Source organism: Chitinophaga sp. 22308 (assembly GCF_052045305.1).
In the GTDB taxonomy this organism is placed as follows: Bacteria; Bacteroidota; Bacteroidia; order Chitinophagales; family Chitinophagaceae; genus Chitinophaga; species Chitinophaga varians_A.
On record NZ_JBQEOP010000007.1, the window covers coordinates 216443 to 243086 of the forward strand.

Below are 26644 nucleotides of genomic sequence, written 5' to 3' on the forward strand. Positions count from 1 at the left end.
AATGGAAGATGCTGAAAAAAATATGACGCACGGAGAGGCACTCAGTGAGCAAATGATCAAATAAACAAATGACTGTATTAATTATCAGACCGGCGTCTGGAAACGGGGCAGGTGCGCGGCCAGCGCCTGGTAGAGTTCATTGAAATGCACAGGCTTTGAAATATAGGCGCTGGCGCCTGCCTGTAACAGCTCTTCTTTTACGGAAACGAAAGCGTCTCCCGAAACAACCAGTACAGGGATGTCTTTCAGAAAGCTGTCACTGCGTAACAACCGTAGCAGTTCTTTGCCGCCCATGCCAGACATGTGCAGATCGGTGATAACGATGTCCGGTTTCTCCAACTGTATACGCTGTAGGGCTGCGGCCCCGTCGTGGCAGAGGATAGGCGCGATGCCCATATGGGCCAGTATTTTGCTGAGCAATGCACTGCTTACCAGATCGTCTTCAATGATCAGCGCAGTAGCACCGGGAAACACGTCCCGGCGATAATGCTGCCGGATGGAAGTGGTGTTGTTCTCCCTGGCCGTCTCCAGCGGCAAGGTGAAGGTGATGATGGTATGGGTGCTCATCTCGTCCGGTTCCATATAGATCCTGCCACCCAATAAGGTGACCAGGTGTTTGGTGATAGACAGGCCCAGGCCGGTGGCTTCTGTGATCTGGTTTCGCTCGGACACAAACGCTTCGAAGATATGCCTGGCTTTCTCAGGATGAATGATGCCTTCATTGATCACCCGGAAAATGATCTGTTGCCCGTAACGTTCTCCTGTGACAGACACTGTACTGTTGCCGGTGGCGAATTTCACCGCATTGGACAACAGGTTGTTGATGATTTTGGTGAGAATGATTTTATCACTGTAGATGATGGCCGGGAGTTGTTTGTCGAAGCTCTCGCGGATAGTGATGCCCCTTGAATGCGCAATATACCGGCTGATAGCCGCGCAATGCCCCACGCACTCCCGGAGGTCCAGCGATTCCCGGGTAACCGTGTTAAACCTGCCGGCATCAATGCGCGACATGTCCAGCACATTGTTGATGATATTGCGCGCAATATAACAGGCGGAATAAAGGTCGTCTATTTCTTTATGCTCTTCACTGTCTTCATCGCTCTTGCGCAATTGTAACAGCTGGGCGATACCATAAATAGCGTTGAGGGGTGTCCGTAGTTCATGATAGGTTTCCCGCAGGAACGTGCTTTTGGCCATGGAAGCTTCTTTCAGTTTTCTTTCTGATTGCAGCAGGGCATGTATTTTACCAATGTAAAACGACATTACCAGCACCATCATGGTCACAAAACCGGCCGCTGTCAGCACATGCATCATATACATCGCTTTTTCAGTCAGCTCCAGCGGCACAATCACCGGATGACGGTGATTAATATGCACCAGTGCCATTAATGAAAGCGTGATGGCCAACGTAGACACCAGTACTTTCCGTTCCCTGTTCAGGAAGAAAGTATTGCAAAGATGGAAAACGATCACCGCAAGGAAAGCGATCACCAGGTCCGTCGGAATGGCGTCTTCCAGTAAACAGCTCCAGTATACCGCAAAAATGCCATGTATCAGCAACATCACCAGGCTGGCCCTGAAGTATTGCCGGAAGTGATTAAGCAGCACCACCGACATGAATCCGGTAGCTTCCATTACCACAGGCGCCAGGATAAAAGGCGTAGGATGCAGTACATAAAAGTAAGAACCGATAACCAGCACCATTATCGTAACAATAAGGGCCAACGCATTGGCTAGGATGACGGGTCTTCTTTCTTCCGGACTGGTAAGGCTTGCCGTACCGGCGAACAGCGGCGCTCTTAAGGACTTTAGGAGGCGGGGTTGGGTTGATGTGTACATGTGACAGCATTAAATAAGATTTTCAATAGTCATTTGAGGTGTTTTCATGTTCGTTGTTATTATGCGCTATCAGCGCTTCATAAGCATGTTCTGTCGGGCTTTGGTTCAATGATCTGTTGTAAAACGCAATGTGTTAAAAATCACCTTAAAAATAGGAAAGCAGAAGAGAGGTAAAACAGCAGGCAGCAAATTATTTAGTCATTTAATCATTTTAAATAATTAAAGGTTAAATGACTAAATGATTTCGAATTGTTTTATTTTGTTTTCTTTTTTAGTTTTTATTTATTATTTTTCTGTTCTGTATTCAACCAAAATAGAAAGCGGGCCGCAGTGGGTCAATGTGAATTTTACGTTATGAATCGGCCCCGGAATTTGATTTTCATAATACCAGCTATATTTTCGCCCACTTGAAAAGTTCAAAACCATATGAAACCTATCTGTCACTTTCTTTTTCTTTTGTCTTTACTGACATGCCTTTTCCTGCAGCCATCGGTAGCACAGACCACACAGGCGTCTATACTGGGGATGATCACGGACGAAAACAAACAACCGGTGCCCGGCGCTTCGGTAGCGGTCCGCAATGAATCCACCGGTTTTACCAGCCGTACCATTACCAATGCCAAGGGAGAGTTTACCTTCCGGGAAATGCCGCTGGGTGGCCCCTACACGGTCAACGTGACCTCGCTGGGCTTCCAGGAACAGAAACGCACCGGCTACGCGCTTAACCAGGGCGACGTGGTAAGGGTCAATATCGCGCTGCAATCGGCCGCGGTAAGCATGCAGGAAATAAAAGTGGTAGGCTCCGGCCTCAAAAACAAAACGGAGAACTTCGGCGCCGCCACTACGGTCTCTGCAAAGGACATCGCGCGGCTGCCGGTAAACGGCCGTAACTTCACCTCGCTGATCGATCTGTCGCCCCTCAGCAGCGGCAACAACCTCGCTGGTCAGTTAGGGTCGTCAACAAACATTACAATCGACGGTACTTCTGCCAAGAACCCGACTTCCAGCAGTGGCACCAACACCAGGATAGGCGGCCCTTACGCCATATCCATGGAAGCGATCCGGGAATTTAAAGTGGTGACCAACCAGTATGATGTGACCTATGGCCGCAGCGGCGGAGGCACCATCAGCACGGTGACCAAATCCGGTACCAACACATTCTCAGGAAGCGCTTTCGCCTTCATGCGGCACGATAAATTATCAAGCCCTAATGATATCCGTGGTAATAAACGGCAGAACGACTTCTCCACCTACCAGTACGGTTTTTCTCTCGGCGGCCCTATCATCCGCAATAAAGCTCATTTCTTCATTGCATGGGACCATCAGGCTGACGCCCGCCCGCTGCAGCTGGCTGACATTAAAACACCGGAAGACGAAAAACGGCTGAACGTCACACAATCCACACTGGATAATTTCCTGGAGATCGCCCGTGGCAAATACGGCGTGGCAGAAACGCCGCAGTTCGGCTCCTTCAACAAAAAGAGAGGTACCGACGCCGCCTTTGCCCGCATCGACTGGCAGCTGAATGAACGCAACCTCCTGACTATTCGCGACAACTATGTCAATGACCGCGCTCCGCTGGGCCGCGATGATAACACCGCTATCAACCTGTATGAGGTGTACGCCAATGCGAAGGCAGTCAACAACAGCCTGCTGGCCACCCTGCGTACCACTATCAGCCCTAAAATGACCAACGAGCTGAAAGTACAGCACCTGTACACTTTTGAAGAAAGCTCCCCCGGCGCTCAACTGCCTGCACAGAACATTCCACGCGGCATTGTGGAAAGGGTGAAGTCTAATGTGAATGGCAAAGATGTGTTCACCAGCATACAGCTCGGCGGGCAGCGGTATTCTCCCGAGCACTTCTACAACAATGTGTTTCAACTGGTCAATAACCTGTATTACAATACCAACAAAGCCAACTTTACTTTCGGTGCAGATGTCATGTACAGCCACATGAACTCCCTGTATGGCAGCGAAATGAATGGCCGCTTCTATTTTACCGGTATGGACAACTTCAATAACATGACGCCGTACCGTTATGCCCGCGAAGTAGCCCTGGCAGATGATCCCAGCGTGAAACAAAACATCGTTAGCGCGGCGCTGTACGCTCAGATGCAGACAGAATTGTTTAAAGGTTTTGAAATGATCGCCGGGCTGCGTGCTGACTATACCACTTATCTCAATAAGCCCAATTTCAACGAAACCGTATACCAGGAACTGGGCCTGCGCACCGACAATTCCCTGCGTACTTTCCAGCTGCAGCCCCGCCTGCAATTCAACTGGGACATCAATGAGCAGCATCGTGACTACCTCCGTTTTGGCGCGGCCATCTTTGGCTCCGATATCAACAACTATGCAATGATCAACAACATGTTGTTCGACGGTACCAAGGTGCTGACCGTAGACGTGCAGGGCGCCCAGGTGCCTGCCCCTAATTTCGTGGAATACCGGAAAAACCCTTCTACTGCGCCAGGTAAGGAACTGTTCGATAAACTCGGCCTGCCCCGCATTGGTACTATTAACATGAACGGCAAAGATGCCCGCATACCAGTGGTATATAAAACCAACCTCTCCTATAACCACTTCTTTACTGACCGTTTCAAAATGGGACTGACATTCTTCGCCACGCTGGCGCGCCACAACTATATGTACGTGGACCGCAACATGGTGGACCAGCCCTATTTCCGTCTGGCAAACGAAGGTGACCGGGGCGTATACGTGCCAGCCAATACCATTAACCCGGGCAATGGTTATGCGGACTGGCAGAACGGGCGCAAAAGCACCAAAGTGGGCCGTGTGCTGGAATTGAACAGCGAAGGCAAGGTAAACCAGTTCGCCTTTGTGGTGGACGGTACCTACCGTTATTTCAGAGATGGTGAAATTTCTTTCAGCTACACCTGGAACGATTCAAAGGACAATACCTCTTATAATGGTGACGTGGCCAATACCGCTACACTGTCCCTGATGGTGAAAGATGATCCGCGCAACCTCAGCGTCATGTCCTATTCCGACAACCAGTTCCGCCACAAAGTGGTGTTCTACGGCACTGCGCCCAGCTTCTGGGGTATCAACGTGGGCGTACGCTATTCCGGTATAGGCGGTACACGTTACTCTCTCGCAGTAAATGGAAATGTGAACGGGGACTTTGTAAGCTCTAACGATCTCGCCTATGTGTTCGACGTGAATGATCCTGGTGTACCGGCCGCTATCCGCAACGGCCTCAAATCCATCCTCGATAACCCCAACGTAGATAACAGTATCAAGGATTATCTGCGTAAAAGCAGCGGCAAGGTAGCGGAAAGAAACGGTGGTATCAATAGTTTTTACGGTGTGTGGGACGTGCGTATTGCAAAGAAATTTAATTTCGGTAAATCACAGTTCGTAGAGCTTTCCGGTGATTTCTTTAACGTAGCCAATATGTTCAACAAAGCATGGGGCGCCAGCAAGGTGCTGGGCAAACAGAACCTTTACTCATTGGGCGGCTTCGATCCTGCTTCATCCACCTACAAGTACGACGTAAACGTCAACTCTGGTGTAGTAGTGCCCTCCGGTAACCCGTGGCAGATACAGCTGGGTATCAGGTACGGCTTCTGATGTCATCCTGAAAAAAGATAAAACAGCCCGGGGAAAGCACCCCGGGCTGTTTTATTTTGGCCTTGCTAAACTCCCGGCTTTTTAGAATCTTTGTAAGGAATCAATACCGCTAACATTGGAAGCAACAGATGAACAAGTACTGGACAACCCCGTCTGGAATGCGCTGACAACCGTGCAGGCCGCAATGTCGGAAGGTACGCGTCACGTAAAAAGATATCGCCGGAACATTCTTTCCTTCATCGGCTACGATCACGCATCGGCGCATCAGCCGGAGGACTTACAGCCATGGCTAAACGAAGGGGAGTACTGTTTCCTGGTAGGAAAATTACCTGTGCTGCCGGCCAACTGGCAGGTAGTGCTGGAGCTGCCCTGCGCACAGATGGTGCTGCGGGAAATGGTGGAGCTACCGGTTAAAACACCAGTGGAAATCTGCCTGCTGACCGCCGCCGACAGGCCGGAAATGTATGAACTGGTCAACCGGGTGCAGCCGGGCTACTATAATCTGGACACGCCGTCGCTGGGTTCTTATTACGGTATCCGGCAGGAAGGCCGCCTGGTGGCCATGAGTGGGGAACGGATGCGCATGGCGGGTTTTTCGGAGCTGAGCGCTATTGTTACCGATCCGGCATATACCGGCAGAGGATATGCGCAGCAGTTGATCACCCGCCTGTGTCGGCAACATGCGGAGGAGGGCATCACTTCTATGCTGCATGTGTCGCTGGCCAACGAAAGGGCGATTCGTCTCTATGAGCATATGGGCTTCGTTACCCGCGGAGAAATCGTGTTTAGAAAGATCATCAAATCATAAAAACTGTTATAATAATAAAGGCCTGCCAGTACTAGCATACTGGCAGGCCTTTATTTTATATGTCGCTTTGCGGGCACTAGTATTTTGCCGGCTGTCCGGCTTTCGGCAGCGACTTCCGGATAAATTCCCGGATATCTTCGTTGCCCGTTGCCAGATCATCTTTACGGAGATACATCATATGTCCGCTGCGGTAGCCTTTCCAGGACAACCGGTTCTTCAGCCTTCCGCCCGGATCAAGTTGCCACATGCTGTATTTCGCATTGAAATAATCACACGCGCCGTCATAATACCCTGACTGTATCATCACATGGAGATAGGGGTTCGCTGCCATCGCCTGACGAAGGTTTTCGCCGGTGCGGTCGTTGCTGCGGTCCCACGGATGTACCGGGCCAAACATCATGTATTTGAGATCTGTGCTGAACTTCAGCTCCTCGCGCAGGTAGATGTTCATTGCCGGTGTAAAGGCATGGAGCCAGGAAGTCAGTTCTGCATTGTAGTCAGGGGAAGCGCCGGCATCTTCTTTATCCTGGCCCAGGTAGCGTGAATCCAGGCGGCCTACGGTATAACCGCGGTCACGGAGCAGTTCTTTCCAGAAGAAATCTACCGGTATGTTGAGGTTGTGCTGCAGGATCACTTTTTCGGAGAGGCCGGAATAACGGGCCATGTGGGCGGCGATGTCTTTTCTCTTTTGGTCATCGAGGAAGCCCCCCTGGCTGATGGCAGGTATCAGTTCCTGGATCGTGAAGTTCTCCACTTCCGGCAGTACGGCTGTCAGGTCTTTCTGTTGAAGGTCAGTGCCCAGTGCCTTGTGGTACCAGGCGGTGGCGGCAAAGTAAGGCAGTGACAATGCGGCATCTACCGGCCCGCTGCGTGCTATGCCCAGATCAGTTGGCGATACTAGGATGACGCCGTTGAGGTACATCCATTGCGCGTTTTGCAGTTCCAGCGCCAGACCGGACACACGGGTGGTGCCATAACTTTCCCCGATGAGGTACTTCGGCGATGCCCAGCGGTTGTGGCGGGAAACGAACGTGTTGATCCATTCTGCGAGGTATTTTATGTCGGCGTTGGTGCCGAAAAATTTGTCGCGGGGCGCGTCTTTATTAATCCGGGAATAGCCGGTGTTGGCAGGATCGATGTAAACGATGTCCGCAATGTCGAGAATAGACTGTGGGTTTTCACGTATGCCGTAAGGCTGTACGGGATATCCTTCATCATCAATATTCAACAGACGGGGACCGGTATACGCGATCTGCATCCATACAGAGGGTGTGCCGGGGCCACCATTGAAGGAGATGACCAGTGGACGGGAAGCCCGGTCTTTTACATCGGTCCTTTCATAATAGGTGTAAAAAAGCCCGGCGACGGTTTTGCCGTCCTGGTCCCATACCGGCTGTGTGCCGGCAATGGCTTTATAGGGGATCTTCTGTCCTTTAACGGTAACATCATGATAACTGGTGACAGCAGTGTCCGCACTGAGGGATAATGTCGGGTTGGCGCCGGTGATGTCTGCTTTAGGCGCCGGTTTGCCGGAGGGCGGCGCCTGCTGGGCCTGTACTGCGGATGACAGACTGGTGAGTCCAGCCACAAATAAAGGCATCCAGGCCTTGTTGAATACGCTCATAATTAGATCAGATATTTGGTGATAAGCTGTTGTAGGCTGCTATTTATAACCAAATATCGGGAAATCCAAACCGGTCATCCCTTTCCTGTTTCCTTTAGCTGAAAGTCGGACGGACGTTTGCCCACCAGTTTAAAGAAAGTATTGCTGAAAGCGGACACGCTGTTGTAGCCGGTATCCCAGGCTATTTCACTGATGGTCTTTTCTGTCTCCAGCAGGTAACCCATAGCCTTGATCATCCTGGCCAGTTTCAGGTACTGAAAAAAAGAGATGTCCATGGTAGACCGGAAAAGCCGAGTCAGCGTACGTTCGCTGATGTTAAACTCAGTGCTGATGGATTCAAGCGTCAGCGGCTCGCCCAGGTTCTCGTTGATATGCCGCAATACAGGCTGCAGCCGCTTGTTATCAGTAGTCGGCAGGTTGATCGGCAACGGAGAAGTACTGATGTCCGGCAGGATGTTCTTAATAGCCTTTACAAAACGATAACCGTTGGAACCGGGCAACACGTCTTTGTCCCATTTGGCCGTGTACAGTATCATCTCCAGCAGCAACGTATTCACCGGATAGATGCCCGTCTGACGGTAAAACGGCACCTGCTCGTCATCTTCATCCTTAAAGAAGTAGATCGTGCGGACAAAGTTGGCCGGATAGCGGTGCGCAAAATAGTGCTCTACGCCTGCAGGCACCCACATGTAATGTCTTGCCGGCAGGAAATAGGTCTTGTCTCTGGTATATAAAAAAGCGACGCCCCCCTCAACATAGGTGAGTTGTCCTTTGTTATGTTTATGGAAGGGAAAGTGATGCTCCGTTTTCCAGTGCCATATGTAGGCGGATTCTGGTATCCTGTCCACTTGCTCGATGATCAGTTCGGGTTTAAATTCTTCCATTTGGCCGGATTTAGCAAATTAATGGCAATTTATAACAAATAATTTAACCGGGATGAATTGAACTTTGCAACTTCATCAGAATCAATATGTCTTCAATTAGCAATAAATGGCTTGCGGGAATAATGCTCTCTGCATTATTGGCCGGCAAAACAGCCGTTTGTCAGAACCCTGAGCAGAGCCCCTTAACCTTAACGGATGTATGGAATAAGGCTGCCGTGTACAACAAACAATTACAGATGCAACAGCTGCGGGTGGCCGGCGCCCAACAACAGGTCAAAGCTGCCATGGACGAGCGGCTGCCGGAGATAAAAGCCAGCGGCTCCTATTCCCGGGTATCCAATCTGCCGATGTATGAAAAAGGGATTTTTAATGCTCCTACACAGTTTCCGGTCGTACATCAGGCTTACTCCGTTGGCGCGGATGCCTATCTCAATGTATACAATGGCGGCAAAACATCCCGCGAAATCACCGTCAGGCAGACAGAAAGCGAGCTGGCAGCAGAACAGCGCAATATGACCAACGCTGAAATTAAATACAAGGCAGCGGCCTTTTATCTGGACATATACCGGTACCGCATGTACGAAAAAGTGTTGTTACAGGATATCCGTGACCGTGAGAAAGAGCTGGAAGAGATAAGGCAGCTGCTGAAGAACGGCGTAGTGCTGAAAAGCGATGTGTTGCGCGCGGAACTGAAACTCTCCAGACAAAAAATGACACTGCTGGAAATCAGGAACAGTCTTCTCATCGCCAATCAACGGCTCAATATTATGATCGGCCAGCCGGACAGTATCGATAACCGCCTGGCACTGGACACACTGGCACTGGCCGCCGTTCCGGAAAAAGACTACGACGGTTACCTCGCAGAGGCCTATGAACACGCTTTCTCCTTTAAAATTTCAGAGAAGGAAACAGCCTTGAGTGAGCTCAGGCTCAAAGAAGTAAAATCGAACATCCTGCCTAAAGTCGGGTTGTTTGCAGAATACTCCTACGCCTACCCGCAGATCCTGTTTTATCCATACGCCATTAGCCTGTACGGCCTCGGACAGGTAGGCGTAAAAGCAGGACTGCCTATATCGGCTTTATATCAGAACAAACACAAAAAACAAGCTGCCAGGATAGCGCTGGAACAACAGGAGATAGAGCACGCCGATACGAAAGATAAGGTCCGTGAAGAAGTGCGGGCCGGTTATCTCCGTTATACAGAAGCACTGGAACGTATCCGCGTGGCACAGGAGAACATCCTGCAGGCACAGGAAAATTTCCGGATCGTCAACAATACCTATTTTAATCAGCTCTCCCTGCTGACCGACCTGCTGGACGCGGAAACACAGCTGCTCCAGTCCCGCTTTGATCTCACCAATGCGGAAGTAACGGCGCAATTACAATACTATCAATTATTGAAAGCAACAGGCAACCTTTAATATATGAGCAACACACACACCAACACGAACACGAACAAAACAGACAGGATTATATCGAGGATCACGACCGTGGTTGCCTCCATTGTGGTGATATGCCTCGCCATATGGGGCATAAGAACGCTGTTGCATCAATGGAAATACGAAGAAACCAACGACGCGCAGGTCGATGAATATATCAACCCCGTAGTCGCTAAAGTTACCGGCTACGTAGCGTCTATCCGTTATGAGGAAAACCAGGAAGTAAAGAAAGGAGACACGCTGGTGATCATAGATAACAGCGAATATGCCGCGCAGCAACAGGAAGCGGATGCGGCGCTGTTAAACGCCAAAGCACAGGTCGGCGTTATCCAGAGCAATGTGTCCACTTCTGCCGAATCGGCCAAAGTATACCAATCACAGATCGCCGCAGCCAAAGCAAAGCTGCATAACCAGGAACAGGAATACGACCGCTACAAAAAACTCTACGATGCGGAGTCTGCGACCAAACAGCAACTGGAAAAAGTGGAAGCTGCCCTGGCCGTGGCCCGCTCTGACTATAATACTGCCATAGACGCCTACAATGCGTCCCTTGCCAAAATCAATGACGCCCGCGTGCAGCAGAGCGCGCTGGAAGCGGAAATCAAAAGGAGAGAGGCCGTCGTAAAAAACAGGGCCCTCACTGTTTCCTATACTGTCATCACAGCGCCGTATAACGGTAAAATGGGCCGCCGTACTATCCAGCCGGGACAGCTGATCCAGGCAGGCCAGACACTCGCCTACATCGTGGACTGGGAAGCCGGTAAATGGGTAGTGGCCAATTTCAAGGAAACACAGATCCGTCATATGTTTATCGGAGAAACGACCAACATCGTCGTAGATGCCTTCCCGGGAAAAACTTTCACCGGCAAAATAGAATCCCTGTCAGGCGCTACCGGCAGCCGGTTTTCATTGCTGCCGCCAGACAATGCTACGGGCAACTTCGTGAAGATAGCACAACGTATCCCCGTACGGATACGCCTAAACGGTACGCCGGAAGAACTGAAAGCGCTGTCGGCCGGTATGAGCGTCAATGTATCTGTATCTAAAGCCCGTCACTGATCATGAGCAAAGGTAATTCCATATTCAGGTCATGGGCGCCGGAATGGCTGACCAGGCTCACCATCTTCCTCGTGATGTTTCCTACGGTCATGCTGTTTGCGCTGTCAACTGCCAACATCAGCGCGGCAACAGGGTTCTACGGGGTGGAACCGGCCGACATACAGTTTTCCATGCTGTTGTATTACGCCGCCCTCGCCAGCTTTACACCGCTGGAACGCCGCTTTTTCAGCCGCGTGTCAACCAAGGAATATTTTCTGATATGCCTGGTATTACAGGTACTGATAAGTTATGCGTGTTACAATACCCGTTCACTGACCGTACTCTTTGCAGGCCGCTTTCTGCAAGGGATGGTGAATTGCGGCGTGACCAGTATCTGTCTGACATTACTCTTCGGACGGCTAAAATCAGAGCACGCGCGGGAAACCGGGTATGCCATTTTTTACACCATGATCCTGTGCTCGGCGTCCCTGACTTCCCTGGTGACCGCTCCGCTGGTAGACAACTTCGAATACAATGTGCTCTATAAGATGATCATCTACACATTTGTGCCTGGCGGAATATTGCTACTCCTGCTGATGAACAAAGTACACCTGGTGAGGAAAACACCACTGTACCAGCTGGACTGGGCCAGCTTCTTCCTCTACAGCCCTATGCTTATTCTCATCGGGTATGTGGTCACCTACGGACAGCAGTACTATTGGCTGCAGGATGGCTCCATCGTCTGGAGCCTCATTGCCATCGTTTTACTGGCGATTGTATTTGTAACAAGACAACTCACACGTAAACGGCCTTTTATACACCAGGAAGTATTTCAGTCGAGGGCATTTCTGTTTGGTATTTTTCTGATTGGCATGTTGTACCTGATCAGAGGTGCGTTCTCTATTACCACCAGCTATTTCTCCACGGTGCTGGGCATGGACCCGATCAATCTGTACGAACTGCTCATTTATAATATTGCGGGGATTATCATCGGGGCCGTTATCTCCGGCAGGTTGATCGTTAAGAAACGCCCGCTGCAGTTTATCTGGCTGGCCGGTTTTTTCCTGTTATTATTATTTCACGGGGGGATGTACTTTCTCTTTGCGTCCGAAGCAGATATGAATACTTTCATACTGCCGTTACTGCTACAGGGAATGGGAGCGGGTATGGTATTTACGCCGATACTGCTGTTCACTATTTCTTCGGTGCCGACAGAGCTTAGCCAGTCGGCCGCAGCAGTGGGCGTATTTATCCGCTTCGCTTTCTTCGGCATCAGTACGGCGTTGATCAATTATTTCTCGTTGTTCTATTCAGGCACACATGCCATGCGCCTGAGTGATCATGTTTCCCGGGCCGACAGTGGTTTGCAGGAAAGGCTTCATCTGTACGAGTCTGCATTGCATGCGCGAGGCATGGAGCCGGACATGGCCGGCCGTGCTGCCACAGGGCTGTTGAACAAGGCGATACAGAAACAGGCTTTTCTGAAATATGCGATGGATTATAATGAGATGGTCGTGATATTGATCCTTGGATTAATGTTGTTGATCATTATGGCGCCGTTCATTAATCGTACGATCATTGACGTGAAAGCTAAACAGCCAGCTGCGGCCACGTTCTAGCTTTGTTTGAAGTGAAAAAATATAACGAACTGATTTTGATTGTTATATAGCTATTAAAAGAAAAGACGCATGAACTGCGTCTTTTCTTTTTTTGAATGGTTGGTATTGGTTTCTACTATGGCAAAAGCTCTTTCAGTTTTTTGTCGAGTGCTTCTCCTTCGAGTTTTTGGGCGATGATTTTGCCTTTCGGGTCCAACAGGAACAGGGTGGGCAGCACCTGTACATTGAACGTGTTTTTAGATACTTCGCCTTTGTCATCATGGGCTTGTGGCCATGGATTGTTTTCATCCTTTACGGCTTTAAGCCAGGCGGCTTTGTCGCGATCGGTGGAGATGCTGAGTATTTCAAAATTTTTGTCTTTATACTGTGCGTACAGTTCACGCATGTGCGGGAAAGCGGCGCGGCAGGGGCCACACCAGCTGGCCCAGAAATCAATGAGCACGTATTTGCCTTTGTAATCAGACAGCTTAACGGCTTTTTCCACTTCGTTCTTCAGCGTAAAATCCGCCGGCGTAGCACCGTTGACGCTGAGTTTGCGGGCAGCGATCTCTGTTTTAACGGCTTCTCCTTCACGCAGCGCCTTTATGGCCGGGGTGAGCTGGGTATATAAAGCAGTCAGCGTTTTATCGTCCAGGGAGCCGCTGTTACGTTGCAGGATCACCGCTGATGCATAAGAGCCCGGGTTCTTGCTTACATAATGTTGCACCAGTTTGTTGATCGCGGCTTTTTCCATGGCCTCCATTTCGGCGCCAGCTGCGGCATTGGCGTTTTTGCCATAGAGGCTTTTCATGACATCAGCACCATACTTGTCCTTCATCTTTTTTTCGATGCCGTCCCAGGTTTTGTCCATTTCCTCATTGAAAGCGGCATACACCTGTTGCGCGGCGCCGTCGGGAGAAGAGTAATGGGTACCGGTACTGTCTATGCGGGCCACTACGCGATAGGTGCCGGGTTTGTCGATCAGGATGGCCTGAGGCGCGTAGCCGCCACGTACTCTTGAATCGTACAGCGATGCGAATAACTGTCGGTAGGGCGCTTCAAAAGGGACTTCACCGGAGAAAGTTTTATTGGTGACCGTCATAGAGTCGTAGCGGTCCGGGTTACGGGAGTACATGTCTATGCGGTCATAGCCACGGGTATCGCCTACCACGGTACCTTTAATGACAACAGTCTTTTGTTGTGCATAGGCTCCTGTGCTTAAAGCGGTGAACAGCAACAGGATACGGGCGCTGGTTGTAATTTTTTTCATATTGACTGATTAAATGGTTGGCACTCTAAGTTAATCCCATTCCGGGTTTTGTTTCAATTCTTTTCCTGCCGGATATTTGTTCATCACATCCAGGGGAATAGGGAACATGTACATTTTAGGCGCCACAAATACCCGGTCTTCGATCTTTGAACGGGTATAGGTGCGTTTGCCGTTGGCAACGGTGATCACCATGCCATATACCGGGCGGCCAAGGAGTTCCGGCCCTTTTTTCCAGCGGCGCACATCAAACCAGCGTTGTCCCTCGAAGGCCAGTTCCACCGTTCTTTCCTGTTCGTATTTTTCCCAGGTCATTTCACCAGCGGGAATAACGGGCATGCCTGCACGTGCGCGGATAAGGTTGACGTACGTGCGTGCTTCTTCTGCATTACCCAGTTTCAGCTGGCACTCGGCGTAGTTGAGATATACTTCTCCCAACCGCATAATGACGCAGTTGTTCAGGTTGGGATTGGAAATCCCCTTCAGATCGTAGGTCGTGTCCAGGAATTTTTTGAGATAATAGCCGGTGGCAGTGCCACGTTCCGCCGGATTGGCGGCGCTGCCTTTCTGCAGGTCGAGTATCTCTCCGCGGAACATCATACCGTCATACAGTACACTGCTGTAAAGACGGGGATCGCGGTTTTCGTAGGGGCGGTCAGGATTGTACAGCGCCGATTCATTCCATGACTTGCCGTCTTTCATCTGAAATGCGTCCACGATGTTTTGCGTAGGATCGTTCACACCGCTGGCGAAGCCGGTAAAGTTACGCGGGTACTCGTAATCGTTCAGGTCATGTTTTTGTTTGCTTTGCAGGCTGCCAAACTGTTTATCGAAAATAACCTCTACATTGTTGTCATTCGCAGGTTGGAACATCGCCTTAAAATCCGGGAACAGCTTGTACTGGTTGAGGTCCATCACCTGTTTGGCCGCGGCAGCAGCACCCTGGTAATCCTGTTCGTTAAGCAGCAGCCGGCATTTCATGGCGTAGCAGGCGCCTTTGGTGGCACGGCCTGTCTGTGCCTTGTCTGTATAAGTGGCGGGAAGGAGAGCGGCTGCCGCTTCAAGATCTTTCAGGATGAAGTTGACACATTCTTTATTGGTGGCGCGTGGGATAGCCAGTTCGTCGTTCAGCCCCAGTGATTTGTCAACAATAGGGAATGCACCGAAATACGCGTAGATGTCCATGTAAAAGAAAGCGCGCAGGAAGTAGGCTTCGCCGCGCATCCTTTGTTGCAGCGCCGCACTGAAAGGAGCTGATTGCAACTGCTCCAGCAGCGTGTTGCATTTACGGATACTGGCGTAGTTGCTGGTCCAGTTGTCGCTGAACACACCGGTAGCGGAATTATACTGGGCAAAGTTTACCAGCTGGCCGTCCAGGTAGGGACGGTTCGATTCACCTTCGTCGGTATAGCTCATCATCAGGTCACTGCCGCCTCGGTCGTACTCGGAGATAATACCGGAGTAGATGTTAGCGATATAGAGATTTACCAGGCTACTGTCTTTCCATATAAGCTCATCGGTAAACCTGTCTAATGGACCTTTGTTCAGAAAGTCCTTCTGGCAGGCCGTCAGGCAGTAGGCGGTGAGCAAAAGGAGATATGCATATTTTTTCATGATGACTGTTATTGGTTGTTTACAGTTGAACATTAATACCCGCATTGTAGCTCCGAATGATCGGATAGGCAACCGTATTGTTGGCAGCAGCCTCGGGGTCAATTTGTTTCAAACGACTGAATGTGAGCAGGTTATTTCCATTTACATATACTCTTACTCCTTTGATGCCCGCAGGGCGCAGCATATACTCCGGTAAATTGTAGGCCAGTTCGGCGTTCTTAAGGCGGATAAAGGAAGCGTTGTGCAACCAGTAATCTGAGTGTTCAGTATTATTAACATAGGCAACAGACAACCTGGGAAATGCGGCAGTTGGATTTTCCGGTGTCCAGTAGTCTTTGTGTATCTCCTGCGGATGTCCGTCGGCGGTGAAGGGGAAAGAGTAGGAACCGTACACATAGGCTTTCACGTTACCATTGCCCTGCCAGAGGAGGTTCAGTTCAAACCCTTTGTAGCGGCCTCCCATAGCGATGCCGTATTGTATTTCCGGATAACCGCCATTGTCGGCAACTATCCTGTCGTTGTTGGTGATTTTTCCATCACCATCAATATCAACATACCTGATATCGCCTGCGGATACTGTCGGGTACAGGGGCTTAGGTCCTTTCTCTACTTCGTCCTGTGACTGGTACAGCCCATTGGACACGAACTTCGGGTTATAGACATTACCTGCCGGCTTCATGATAATAGGCTTGCCGGTTAGGCGCTGCCATTCAGGAATAGAGCTGGCTTCAGGATAGTATACCACTTTGTTGCGGGCGAAGGTGAGATTAGGTTTTACATAATAGGTGAACTTGTCCGTCTTGCCATTGTAACCGATGCTGATCTCGAAGCCGCGGTTGTCTACGATGCCTGCATTTTCTACGGGCAGCTTTATTCCAATCACGTCCGGTACGGCCTGTGCCCTGGGAGCAAGGATATCTTTGGTTCTTTTATAGAAATAGTCGCCGGCAACAGTGATCCGGTTGTCCCACAATTGCATGTCGAAGCCGATGTTGCTCATCACAGCTTTTTCCCAGGTGAAATTAGGGTTAGGCAATACGTTCAGCTCCAGGCCCTGGTAGTACACGGGGCTGGTGCCACCGAAGGAGTAACCATGGCTGACGCCATATCTGTCAGCACCCACGAGGCTATAGCTCGCGAGGAACTGGTAAGGATCTACACGGTCGTTGCCCAGCTGGCCCCAGGAGCCACGTAATTTGAGATAGTCGACCAGGCTTTTTTGCGGGAAGAAATGCTCTTTGGATATCACCCAGCCGGCGCCCACAGAAGGGAAGAAACCGAAGCGGCCGCCCTGCGGGAAGATGTCTGAACCATCATACCGGAAGTTCATTTCGAACAGGTATTTCTGTTGGTAGTCGTAGGTAAAGCGGCCAACAACCCCCTGTCTGTTCTGACGGCTGGCGGTTCCTGACACTGCCACGTTGGTGGGATCGGCGGCATTGAGTATTTCCAGCGCCGGCGACACAAAATTTCTGCCGGTGGCGCCAAAAGAACGTTCGTTATAAGAGGTCTGTGTAAACAGCAACATGCCACCTACATGATGGTCTTTAAACGACCGGTCATAGTTAACGGAAAACTCACTGGTAGCAAAATTGTTCTGCCTGGTGCTCTCTGACAGTTCAGGCGCGGCCGGCAGGTTGTTGGCTTTCTTCATCACGCCTGCATTGTCCATCGTGTACAATACATAAGGTTTGGAAAAGCTCCTGGAGTTAAGCACCAGCCTGTCGTAAGCGAAGGTTCCTTTGAAGGACAGACCCTCTACGAACGGCAGTTTGTATTGCAGGGAGAGGGTGCCGGTGAAGGTGTTGTTATTGTTCTGTATGTAACCGTCTTCGCCTCTGGACTGCTGATAAGCATTGCCTCTGGCTGCAGGAACGAAGCCATACAGACCGTTGCTGAATTGGTTAACATAATAGGGGGGACTGGAAATCGCCATTTTCACCACTTGTCCTCCGCCACCGCGCGTGTCCTTGCTGTCAGACATGATGCCTGCTATTTTAACGTCGAACAACAGGCCTTTGGTGATTTCTGTCTGGAGGTTGGAGCGCACATTGTACCGTTTGTAATTGACTACGGGGTAAAAACCACCTTCATTGTTATAGCCGGCAGATACAAAGTAGCGTGTTTTTTCATTGCCGCCGCTGACAGACAGATCGTACCGTTGCTGTATGGAAGTGGGAGCGAGGATATCGCCGTACCAGTCCGTGTTCGGATAACGGTCGGGGTCGTTGCCGGTCCTGAATTTTTCCAGGACATCATCGGTGTAGCCCTTTCCCAGCGCGGGATTGAAGCTGTTTTCATTTTTGAGTGCCTGGTTGTATAGTTTGGCATATTCGTAGGAACCCAGCGGTTTGAGCGGGCGTGTCTGTTGCTGAACAGTGAGGTTTCCGCTGAAACTGATAACGGGTTTACCGGACCGACCGCCTTTGGTGGTAACGAGAATAACACCGTTGGCCGCCCTGGCGCCGTACACCGCAATGGCGGATGCATCTTTCAATACGGAAATAGTCTCCACCTCGGTAGGTGCGAGGTCGTCCAGGCTTCGGTTGGGAATACCGTCAATCACCACCAGCGGTTCGGAGTTGTTGGTAGTGCTGATACCACGGACATAAAATGTAGAGCCTCTGCCTGGGGCGCCGCTACCTTTGGATACAAACAAACCGGGGGCACGACCGGCCAGGGCGTCGGTAACCCTTGCTACGGGCGCTTCTGCGATTTCTTTACTGTTAACAGTGCTGATAGCCCCGAGCACCTTTACTCTTTTTTGTTCACCATAACCTACCACCACGACTTCCGTCAGCTCTTTGGAAGAGCTGAGGAGGGTTACGTTTACAGGTGTCGCACCGAGGGTTTGCACCTCCCGGGGCGCGTACCCTACGCCACTGATCATCAGTTTTTTATTGGCGGCATTAGGTATGTTAAATGAGCCATTGGCATCCGTATAGGCGCCGGTGGTAGTGCCGGCCACCTGTACGCTGATCCGTTCAATAGGCATGCCTTTATCATCCGTTACGCGTCCTCTTGCGGGAGCTGCGGCAACCGTCGGAAGTGGCTGTGATGGATCTTCTTCTTTCGGGGCGTTGTCAGTCGTAAGGATGTTGTTGCCTTTGTCTTTATTGACAGTAATAGCATAGTAGTCCTTTTTAATATACAGGAACAGCAGACCGTTAGGGTAGAGGATCGCTTTCAGCTGATCTTCCACGCTTTGGTTGCCGGCATGTTCCGGATTAACGGAAGTGTACTTTTCAGAAGCGAGTGTTTTGTCATAGACAAAGGTGACGCCGTATTTTTTTTCCAGCTTTTTTAATGCCGCATCCACGGTCATTTTTTCCTGCCGTTGTTTACCGGTTGGTACGGTTTGCTGCGCCATGGCCCTTTGCGGGAGGGTAGTGGCATTCAGGCAAAGCAATACCATTCCCATAGGGAAGAATAAGACTTTCCTCATCGTTAGTTGGTTTATGTGATTTTGGTTAGCTGTCGCTAGTCCTTGTTCTGCATACAGTCAGCGCTTATGGTGGATGTGCTCCGGACTGAATGATTGGCTTTTGTTATAATTTTTATTTTCGGTTACTGAAATACATGGTATCGTTTCTGCGGCTGATTTCTATGTCGAGGACATTGGAGATGATAAAGAGAATGTCTGCTTTGCTCTCCAGATATATAATACCCTCTATTTTCCTTTGTTTGATTTTTTCATCGTTCACCACTACTTTTTCCCCGTAGTTGTTCTCCAGAATGTCTATGATTTCTGACAGGGGAGCGTCTACCAGCGTGAGTTTGCCTTGCACCCAGCTACTGTAGCTGCTGTCCGTCCTGGAAGCGGAAACCTGTTTGTCCTGTGCATCATATTCCATGAGATCGCCAGGGGAGAGGATTCTGCTTGTTTGCCGCGGATCATGAAAATCGACGCGTACTTTTCCCGATTGCAGGAACACGGTTGTCCGGTGATGTCTTTGTTTCAGATCAAAAGCGGTGCCCAATACGGTCACATCGGCATCCGGCGTATGTACAACGAATCCCGCTGCTTTTTTATCCTGGTTCACCATGAAATATGCTTCACCATGGAGCCAGGCTTCGCGTAGCTGTCCGTTCAGGGAACGGCGGAAGGTCAGCCTGGAGTTGGCCCGCAGGGTAACGAGGGAACTGTCCGGAAGTACCACCTGTCTGGTTTCTCCAAAAGTGGTAGCTACCGCCAGGGTCCTTTTTTGTTGCCAGATATACCAGGCGGTTGTTCCCACACAGGCCAGCAGTCCGGCCCAGATGGCGGCGTTGCGCCACGTCAGCACAGCGTATAGGCGTCTGCGTTTGACAGGTGCCTGTTGTAACTGCGAGATGGTATGCGTATACCTGGTATAGGATGCTGTTAGTGCTGCCGGTGATGGCTCATGCGTTGTAAATCGTACCTGTAAAAGCAGTTGCCTCGCAGTTTCCGCCATGGCGGCGTGCTCCGGGGCAGCAGCTACCCATGGTTCCCATGTTGTCGCTGCTGTTGGATCGTGCTGCAGTACCCATCTCACAAAGGAAGGATTACCCACGAGGTCGGTCACACTATATGTTTCATTGTCCTGTTTATTGCGCTGCATCCTGTTTTAGCTGTTTACTGATATATATAAGTCAGCACAGGGAGATATTACCCCATGGAAACAAAAGTTTTTTAAAAAGATTTCGTTACTGCCGGATAAACAGTAACCGAAGCATAGGCAGCAGCAGGTAGAAGGGGATGTTGACCAGTTGTTTCAGCTCATCCAAAGCACGGGCCATGAGCTTGTAGGTAGCTTTAACAGAGATATCCATTACCCTGGCAATTTCATCGTACTGCATGTTTTCATAGAAGCGGAGGTAAACGGCTTCCCGCTGCCGTGGCGTAAGTTGTTGCAAAGCCTGTAGTATGGCTGCTTTCAGCTGCTGGTCCTGTTCCCGGTGAATCAGAAAATGATCAGCGCCGAATTCGGGAGTGGCGGCCTGGCTGGCGCGTTCTTCGCGCTGCATCCGCTTGATGGCATCCTCGTGGTAGCGGAACAGTTTACGGCGAAAGCTACTGTACACATAACTTTTGCTGGCGTCCATGGCGGGATTGCGGCTGTAAGCCTGCCACATGGATATAAACACGTCATGAATGGCGTCTTCTATCAGACTATTATTGTCCGTCAGTTTCCTGCCGTAGTTGTACAGCTGCCTGTAATAATCCTTATAAGCGGCTGCCGCCTCTGCGGAATCCGGAGCATTAAATATAACGTTGATATTCCGTTGTCCATTAGTGTCCATCAGCGAGGCTAAAGATAGAAATTTTCCGGTTATTATCTTGTCGGGCAATATGTAGACGGCGGATAACAGGGAAGAAGCAGAAATAATTTTGGCGGAACGGTTATGTTTTTTATTTTTGTATTGATCGTTACAAAAATGAGAGGAAGACCAACAACACATGACAACGACGCTGTTGTCTTAAAGGCCCAGCAGGTATTCTGGGAAAAGGGCTACAGTGCAGCGTCTTTGCAGGACCTGCAGACAGCTACCCAAATGGGAAGCGGCAGTTTGTACAATACGTTCCGGGGCGGGAAGAAAGAACTCTTTTCAAAAGCGCTGCAGCAGCGGCGCGAAGCCTTTATGGCATTTAAGAAAGAGATGAAACAACACGAGGCGCCTATTGAGCTGATCAAGGATTTTTTCAGAAGTCTGGCAGAAGCAGATGAGCATACCCATATGAAAGGATGTATTGTTGCCAATACTGTGACAGCCCTGGCTTTTGTGGACAGTGACCTGGAGGCGGAAGCGGTGGGCATCCTGAAAGATGTGGAGCGGATGTTTACCGACACTATCAGAGAGGCGCAGCGGTCCGGCGCTATTGCCAATCCTGCGGATGCTGCTGTTTTAGGGAGATATCTGATCACTTGTTGGAACGGCCTTAACGTGACCAGGAGGATGCATCCGAATAAGGAAAGGCTGAAAGAACTGATCGACATACAGCTGAGTGTATTGACTTAAAATTTTTTACCCATTTTTGTAATGATCATTACAAAAACATAGACCAATTATAATATGGATTTACAGTTAGCATCAAAGCGTGTTTTTATCAGTGGTTCCACTCAGGGGATCGGATTTGCAATAGCGCAACAAATGGCACAGGAAGGCGCCGAAGTGGTGGTCCATGGCAGAACGCAGGCGAAAGTAGACCTGGCTGTACAACAGATCCGTACATGCCGCCCTAAGGTGGTCGTATCAGGCATTGCGGCAGATCTGGCACACGCAGAAGAAATGGAGACCTTGCTACAGCAGCTGCCTGAAATAGATATTCTTATCAACAACGCAGGCATATTCGAGGTAAAAGACTTTATGGACATAACCGACACAGAATGGCTCCATATGTATAATGTCAACGTCCTGAGCGCCGTAAGGCTTTCCAGGCATGTGTTACCGGGGATGCTTTCGAGGAACGACGGCCGGATTATTTTCATTAGTAGCGAGTCTGGTGTCAACATTCCGGGCAACATGATTCACTATGGCACCTCCAAAGCCGCCATGATGGCCTTAGGTAATGGGTTATCGAAATTAACCAAAGGGAAACAGGTAACAGTCAATACGATTCTCGGCGGACCCACTTATTCAGAAGGCGTAGCAGCAGCTGTAGAACAGATTGCCGCCGCACATCAGGCTCCTGTGGACGTGATCAAACAACAGATCATGCAACAGGCGAATCCGCATTCATTACTGGAACGTTTTATAGCGCCTGCGGAAATTGCCAGCCTGGCCGTTTACCTCGCCAGTCCGTTGTCAGCAGCCATCAATGGAGCGTCTATCCGGGCCGATGGCGGCGCGCTGAGAACGCTGTAATCCGGACGGAGCTTAAGGTTCATTTGTTTTACGCGATTCTCAGGGCCTTCATCGAAAGCGCTGAGAATCGCGTATTTCGTATATAGGTAACAGTTAGTTCGTCTCATAGAATCAGCCAGCATCCTGGCTTGGAAAGTTTAGCGGGAATTAGTATCTTCGACGAAATCTTTGCAGGAAATCATTTCCTTGCGTCAGTGCTAACCCTTCATCTTACCAGCGTTTCCTGCTGGCATTTTCATTTTCTAACCTTTGCTTTTAAACTGGATAGGGCGTACGCGTTATACATTTCCGTTGTATGATGCGTTGTTCGCGTCTCGGGTTCTTTGATAGTTAGTTTATCGCGTGACTTCACGACGACCATGTCTCTATATGAGAAGCGTGTTTATGGGAGTAGAGAAGCATTCAGTATTAGTCATCATCACACATTCATATGATCTTACGCTTTAAAAGCCCCGGGAATCGGCTGTATAACGGCTGAACATAGGGTACTCTGGGCAGCTTCCTCAAAACGTTTTAATCCGATTTTGGTTATGAACTTTTCTAATACTTCTTATGGTCGTTTTTTATTTAACATAATGTTTATTATAAGAATATTTGGAGGCTCTGAATTTTGATTCTCCCTCAGCGAAAAAGTCTCTACCAAAATGGGCGGAAATTGCACGAAATGAAGCCGCTGTGGCTGGTTTATACGAATTTATGCTGAGCTGATGTACGGATGTGGAATTCTCAGCGCCTTCGTTTTTGGGGTAAAATGTCTTCGTTTTTGGGGTAAAATGTCGTTGATGCCTCAGTATAACCTGACCTATACCCCAACGGCGAGGTAGAATATCTTTATAGTATTCTTTGTGCTGGTGCAGGCTTTGTTGGCCTGGATCATTTGCTGGTGTGAAACTGTATATATGGAACGGTGACCATAGGCCCTAACCATCAAAGAAATAAAAATGCCGCCGGCATGCACAAAGCTTGACAAAGCCCACGCGCTGGCGGCAAAAAATGTAGCAAAAAATATTATGCAATAACGGCTATGAATTCGATCACTTCGCCATCCAGCCCGTACACCAGTGCGTTCCGGACTTTCAACGGCGGCTGTCCCAACGATAACACCCCAGGCTCAACGCAGCTCGTAGCGCCGAGAGATATTGCATGCGCATACGCTGCGTCCACATCATCCACAGTGAGCGCCAGGTGTAGCAATGCGCCTGCCACAACGTCTTCTCCGGGTGTTCTCCGACGGCCTTGCGTGGCGATATGGGCGTCTTTATCGAAGACCTCTATAAATGATCCTGTGCCCGGAATTTGCAGCAGCGCGGCATGTGTAATATTGAATGCTGGTAGCGTCCAGGAATGAAACGGTATAAGACCCAGCGCCTCATAAAATCTGCAGGTGGCAAAGAAATCATTCGCCTGAATAGCCAAATGATGGATGCCCGTGATATTCGTCTTCTTCATGCTGCAAACATACTACATGATAAGAACACACCATCGGACTAACAAAATTGTTAGCGCTCAAATAAGCCACTGTGGCCATTTTGTTATCGATAAACAGTAGTCTGATCATTTTCCAAACGTCAGCGATCAGATTCAGGGTTGGAATAAAATTTCGATACCATCAGCTTCTGCGAAGCATAAATACCGGAGTGCCCGCTGAAATAATAAGCGGTGAAACATGCCACAGCAAAATAAAGAACATGGTCGGCGCCAAAAAGCTCAACGCCCATCAAGGTGCAGGCTAACGGGGTATTGGTGGCTCCGGCAAATACAGCAATGAAGCCCAGTCCTGCGAATAGGTCTACCGGTGCGCCAAGCAGCAGCGCCAGCGTATGGCCCAGCGTGGCGCCCATAAAAAACAGGGGGGTCACCTCCCCTCCTTTAAATCCCATTCCCAGCGTTACAGCTGTGAAAACGAGCTTCCACAGCCAACTCCAATCGGAAATATTTCCAGTGTCCCGGAAAGCGTTGACAATGCTGACACCATCCGGCGACTGACTATAAACGCCCAGTCCCAGATAATCACGGGTACCGGCGATGAATGTCATGGCGATGATCATTACTCCACCCACCACCGGAATCAACCAGGGTATTTTAATATAGGTGTTGGCGTTATATTTAATAGCATGTATCAGCCAGGAGAACAAGAAACTGGTCAGCCCGAAAGCTACGCCCACCACAATTACTTTCAATAAGAGCAGTAAATCCGCTTTCACAAAAGGCACATAAGGCGTCAGGTGTGTACTGGTATATAATATTTGATAGTGCGTATGGGAAATACCCCAGGCTGAACACACCACATCAGCCAACACGGCGGCAATCAGGCAAGGCACCAGGGCGTCGTAGCGCATCGCGCCGATGGCCAGCACTTCCAGGGCGAATACAGTACCCGCGATCGGGGTACCGAATACGGCGCCAAAACCCGCCGCAATACCGGTCATCAATAATATACGTATATCCCTGTGGGTTAGCCCCAACGTTTTACCGGTCCATGCTGCCATGCTGCCGCCTATTTGTACCGCTGTGCCTTCCCGCCCGGCGGAACCGCCAAACAGATGGGTGATAACGGTCGTCAACAGCACCAATGGCGCCATTCTCGCAGGAACACCGCCACCTGGCTGGTGTATTTCGTCCATGATCAGGTTATTGCCTTTCTCTGCATTCCTGCCACCCAGACGGTACAACCAATAAATCAAGACGCCCGCCACGGGCAACAGGTATAGTAGCCAGCCATGCTCGAAGCGTATTTTTGTTGCCTTGTCCAGCAACCATAAAAAGAGGGCTACCAGACTGCCCACGATAAGGGCGACGGGTAATACCAATACTGTCCATCTCAGCAGCTGATACGCCACTGTTACTTGTTCCGGTTTATTCGTGTGTTGTTTCATGTCCTACAAACAGCAGTTTACGACGATACTTCTGCATCGCCAGGTTCGTTTTGTAGGCGCCATCAGTTTCGGAGGACCCGAAACGGTTCTGAGCAGGAAGACACCATTTCCTGTGCCGCAAAAATAAAACTAATCTGCTAATAATCCAGCATAATATGCTGCGCCCCAAAGGGCTGACTTATCATTATTGACAATATGAATGGGAACACTGCCCAGCAATTCGGCCATCCGGTCGCCCTGCATATAATGGTGGTAGAATTCGCCCGTTTCCAGTAGCCGCGCTATCTTCGGTGGAATGCCCCCTCCAAGGAACAGCCCTCCGGTGGACTTCATCTTCAATACAAGGTTGCACGATTCACGGCCCAGATAACGCACAAACAGCTCCATGGTCTTCACGCAAATAGGAACTTTCCCTTCCATGGCTGCCTTGCTGATGGCGGCGGCATCATCGCCGGTGGCCATTTCAGCTGCCAGTGCTGACGGTACTTCCATGCCTTTCACATCCCGCAGGAACTGGAAGATGGTCACAATACCAGGGCCCGAAATCACCCGTTCCCAGCTGGCGACCTCATATTTTTCCTGCAGATAACGCAACAACGCAATGTCCAGTTCTGTTCGCGGCGCAAAGTCGCCATGACCGCCTTCTGTCGGGAATGGATGATGATATTGGCCATCCCAATATAGTCCGGCCATCCCCAGCCCCGTGCCCGGAGCGATGATAGCCATATTCCCACTGTTGTCGGCTGCGCCACGGTGCAGCGTGGTCAGTTGTCCGGGCGATAAGGTGGCCAGGCCATAGGCGGTAGCTTCCAGGTCGTTGATAAGGGCTACTGCACGGATGCCCGTCGCCTGCCGGATCTCATCTTCACTTAGTTCACGGGCCAGGTTGGTCAGCTCCACTTTTCCCTTTACCACGGGCCCTGCCACGCCAATGCATATACGCTGCGGCTCCTGCCCTCCCTGACTGATAAAATGCTGGATAATCTCTGAGAAACTGGCGTAGTCGCGGGAAGCGTATTTGTCTTCACGCACCAGGTCCAGCTCTCCATCGGTCAATCGGAACAGCGCCAGGTTGGTCTTGGTGCCACCCAGGTCGCCCGCCAGCAAATACAGGTCCTTCCCCTGCTCATATACGGGCGCTACAAACCTGGGCAAATAATGCTGCTTTTTGATCGTCTGCATAACATCGTGAACTTATCTCCTAAAAATAGTCAAATTGGAACAGCATT

At 50.1% G+C, this 26644-nt stretch carries 18 protein-coding genes and 1 riboswitch; of the genes, 7 read left to right on the forward strand and 11 right to left on the reverse strand.

Annotated features, from left to right (window positions below):
• Positions 1 to 84 precede the first annotated feature (84 nt).
• Positions 85 to 1842 carry a hybrid sensor histidine kinase/response regulator gene (locus ACTJJS_RS26845; RefSeq protein WP_440666470.1) on the reverse strand — a complete coding sequence of 586 codons (1758 nt, stop codon included), beginning with the start codon at positions 1840 to 1842 and terminating at the stop codon, positions 85 to 87.
• 426 nt (positions 1843 to 2268) lie between these two features.
• On the opposite strand from ACTJJS_RS26845, the gene ACTJJS_RS26850 reads away from it, so the two are divergent.
• The gene (locus ACTJJS_RS26850) at positions 2269 to 5439 is read left to right on the forward strand and encodes a carboxypeptidase regulatory-like domain-containing protein (RefSeq protein ID WP_440666472.1); all 3171 of its coding nucleotides are present in this window, start codon (positions 2269 to 2271) and stop codon (positions 5437 to 5439) included.
• Positions 5440 to 5554: 115 nt separating this feature from the next.
• Positions 5555 to 6247, forward strand: a complete 693-nt coding sequence (locus ACTJJS_RS26855) for a GNAT family N-acetyltransferase (RefSeq protein WP_440666473.1) — start codon at positions 5555 to 5557, stop codon at positions 6245 to 6247.
• A gap of 76 nt (positions 6248 to 6323) precedes the next feature.
• On the opposite strand, the gene ACTJJS_RS26860 is transcribed toward ACTJJS_RS26855, so the two are convergent.
• Positions 6324 to 7871: a S10 family peptidase gene (locus tag ACTJJS_RS26860; protein WP_440666475.1), complete on the reverse strand. Its 1548-nt coding sequence runs from the start codon at positions 7869 to 7871 to the stop codon at positions 6324 to 6326.
• Positions 7872 to 7945: 74 nt separating this feature from the next.
• Positions 7946 to 8755, reverse strand: a complete 810-nt coding sequence (locus ACTJJS_RS26865) for a helix-turn-helix transcriptional regulator (RefSeq protein WP_168874105.1) — start codon at positions 8753 to 8755, stop codon at positions 7946 to 7948.
• Between the two features lie 122 nt (positions 8756 to 8877).
• On the opposite strand from ACTJJS_RS26865, the gene ACTJJS_RS26870 reads away from it, so the two are divergent.
• Genes ACTJJS_RS26870 through ACTJJS_RS26880 form a run of 3 tightly spaced genes read left to right on the forward strand, consistent with a single transcriptional unit; the run spans position 8878 to position 12851 of the window.
• The gene (locus ACTJJS_RS26870) at positions 8878 to 10176 is read left to right on the forward strand and encodes a TolC family protein (protein WP_440666476.1); all 1299 of its coding nucleotides are present in this window, start codon (positions 8878 to 8880) and stop codon (positions 10174 to 10176) included.
• Positions 10177 to 10179: 3 nt separating this feature from the next.
• The gene (locus ACTJJS_RS26875; RefSeq protein ID WP_440666478.1) at positions 10180 to 11253 is read left to right on the forward strand and encodes an HlyD family secretion protein; all 1074 of its coding nucleotides are present in this window, start codon (positions 10180 to 10182) and stop codon (positions 11251 to 11253) included.
• A gap of 2 nt (positions 11254 to 11255) precedes the next feature.
• A complete protein-coding gene (locus tag ACTJJS_RS26880; RefSeq protein WP_440666479.1) occupies positions 11256 to 12851 on the forward strand; it encodes an MFS transporter in 1596 nt (531 codons plus the stop codon).
• 115 nt (positions 12852 to 12966) lie between these two features.
• Here ACTJJS_RS26880 and ACTJJS_RS26885 read toward each other — a convergent pair whose 3' ends face one another.
• The 5 genes from ACTJJS_RS26885 to ACTJJS_RS26905 all read right to left on the reverse strand — a co-directional run bounded on the left by ACTJJS_RS26885 (position 12967) and on the right by ACTJJS_RS26905 (position 20976).
• Complete coding sequence (locus ACTJJS_RS26885) at positions 12967 to 14100, reverse strand: TlpA family protein disulfide reductase (protein ID WP_343746651.1); 1134 nt, start codon at positions 14098 to 14100, stop codon at positions 12967 to 12969.
• Positions 14101 to 14130: 30 nt separating this feature from the next.
• Positions 14131 to 15711 carry a RagB/SusD family nutrient uptake outer membrane protein gene (locus ACTJJS_RS26890; protein ID WP_440666481.1) on the reverse strand — a complete coding sequence of 527 codons (1581 nt, stop codon included), beginning with the start codon at positions 15709 to 15711 and terminating at the stop codon, positions 14131 to 14133.
• Between the two features lie 19 nt (positions 15712 to 15730).
• Positions 15731 to 19156 carry a SusC/RagA family TonB-linked outer membrane protein gene (locus ACTJJS_RS26895; protein WP_440666483.1) on the reverse strand — a complete coding sequence of 1142 codons (3426 nt, stop codon included), beginning with the start codon at positions 19154 to 19156 and terminating at the stop codon, positions 15731 to 15733.
• Between the two features lie 112 nt (positions 19157 to 19268).
• On the reverse strand, positions 19269 to 20294 hold the full coding sequence (locus tag ACTJJS_RS26900) for a FecR family protein (protein WP_440666485.1): 1026 nt from the start codon (positions 20292 to 20294) through the stop codon (positions 19269 to 19271).
• Positions 20295 to 20379: 85 nt separating this feature from the next.
• Entirely contained in the window at positions 20380 to 20976 is a 597-nt protein-coding gene (locus tag ACTJJS_RS26905) for an RNA polymerase sigma factor (RefSeq protein ID WP_440666486.1), read from the reverse strand.
• Positions 20977 to 21111: 135 nt separating this feature from the next.
• Here ACTJJS_RS26905 and ACTJJS_RS26910 point away from each other — a divergent pair, with 135 nt between their 5' ends.
• The gene (locus ACTJJS_RS26910; RefSeq protein ID WP_440666488.1) at positions 21112 to 21693 is read left to right on the forward strand and encodes a TetR/AcrR family transcriptional regulator; all 582 of its coding nucleotides are present in this window, start codon (positions 21112 to 21114) and stop codon (positions 21691 to 21693) included.
• Between the two features lie 54 nt (positions 21694 to 21747).
• Complete coding sequence (locus tag ACTJJS_RS26915) at positions 21748 to 22539, forward strand: SDR family NAD(P)-dependent oxidoreductase (protein ID WP_440666489.1); 792 nt, start codon at positions 21748 to 21750, stop codon at positions 22537 to 22539.
• A gap of 1008 nt (positions 22540 to 23547) precedes the next feature.
• Here ACTJJS_RS26915 and ACTJJS_RS26920 read toward each other — a convergent pair.
• The 3 genes from ACTJJS_RS26920 to glk all read right to left on the reverse strand — a co-directional run bounded on the left by ACTJJS_RS26920 (position 23548) and on the right by glk (position 26597).
• On the reverse strand, positions 23548 to 23988 hold the full coding sequence (locus ACTJJS_RS26920) for a VOC family protein (protein ID WP_440666491.1): 441 nt from the start codon (positions 23986 to 23988) through the stop codon (positions 23548 to 23550).
• 119 nt (positions 23989 to 24107) lie between these two features.
• Positions 24108 to 25415 carry a voltage-gated chloride channel family protein gene (locus tag ACTJJS_RS26925; protein WP_440666492.1) on the reverse strand — a complete coding sequence of 436 codons (1308 nt, stop codon included), beginning with the start codon at positions 25413 to 25415 and terminating at the stop codon, positions 24108 to 24110.
• Positions 25416 to 25461: 46 nt separating this feature from the next.
• Positions 25462 to 25535, reverse strand: a riboswitch (Fluoride riboswitch).
• 9 nt (positions 25536 to 25544) lie between these two features.
• Entirely contained in the window at positions 25545 to 26597 is a 1053-nt protein-coding gene (glk, locus tag ACTJJS_RS26930; protein ID WP_440666494.1) for a glucokinase, read from the reverse strand.
• Positions 26598 to 26644: the final 47 nt, after the last annotated feature.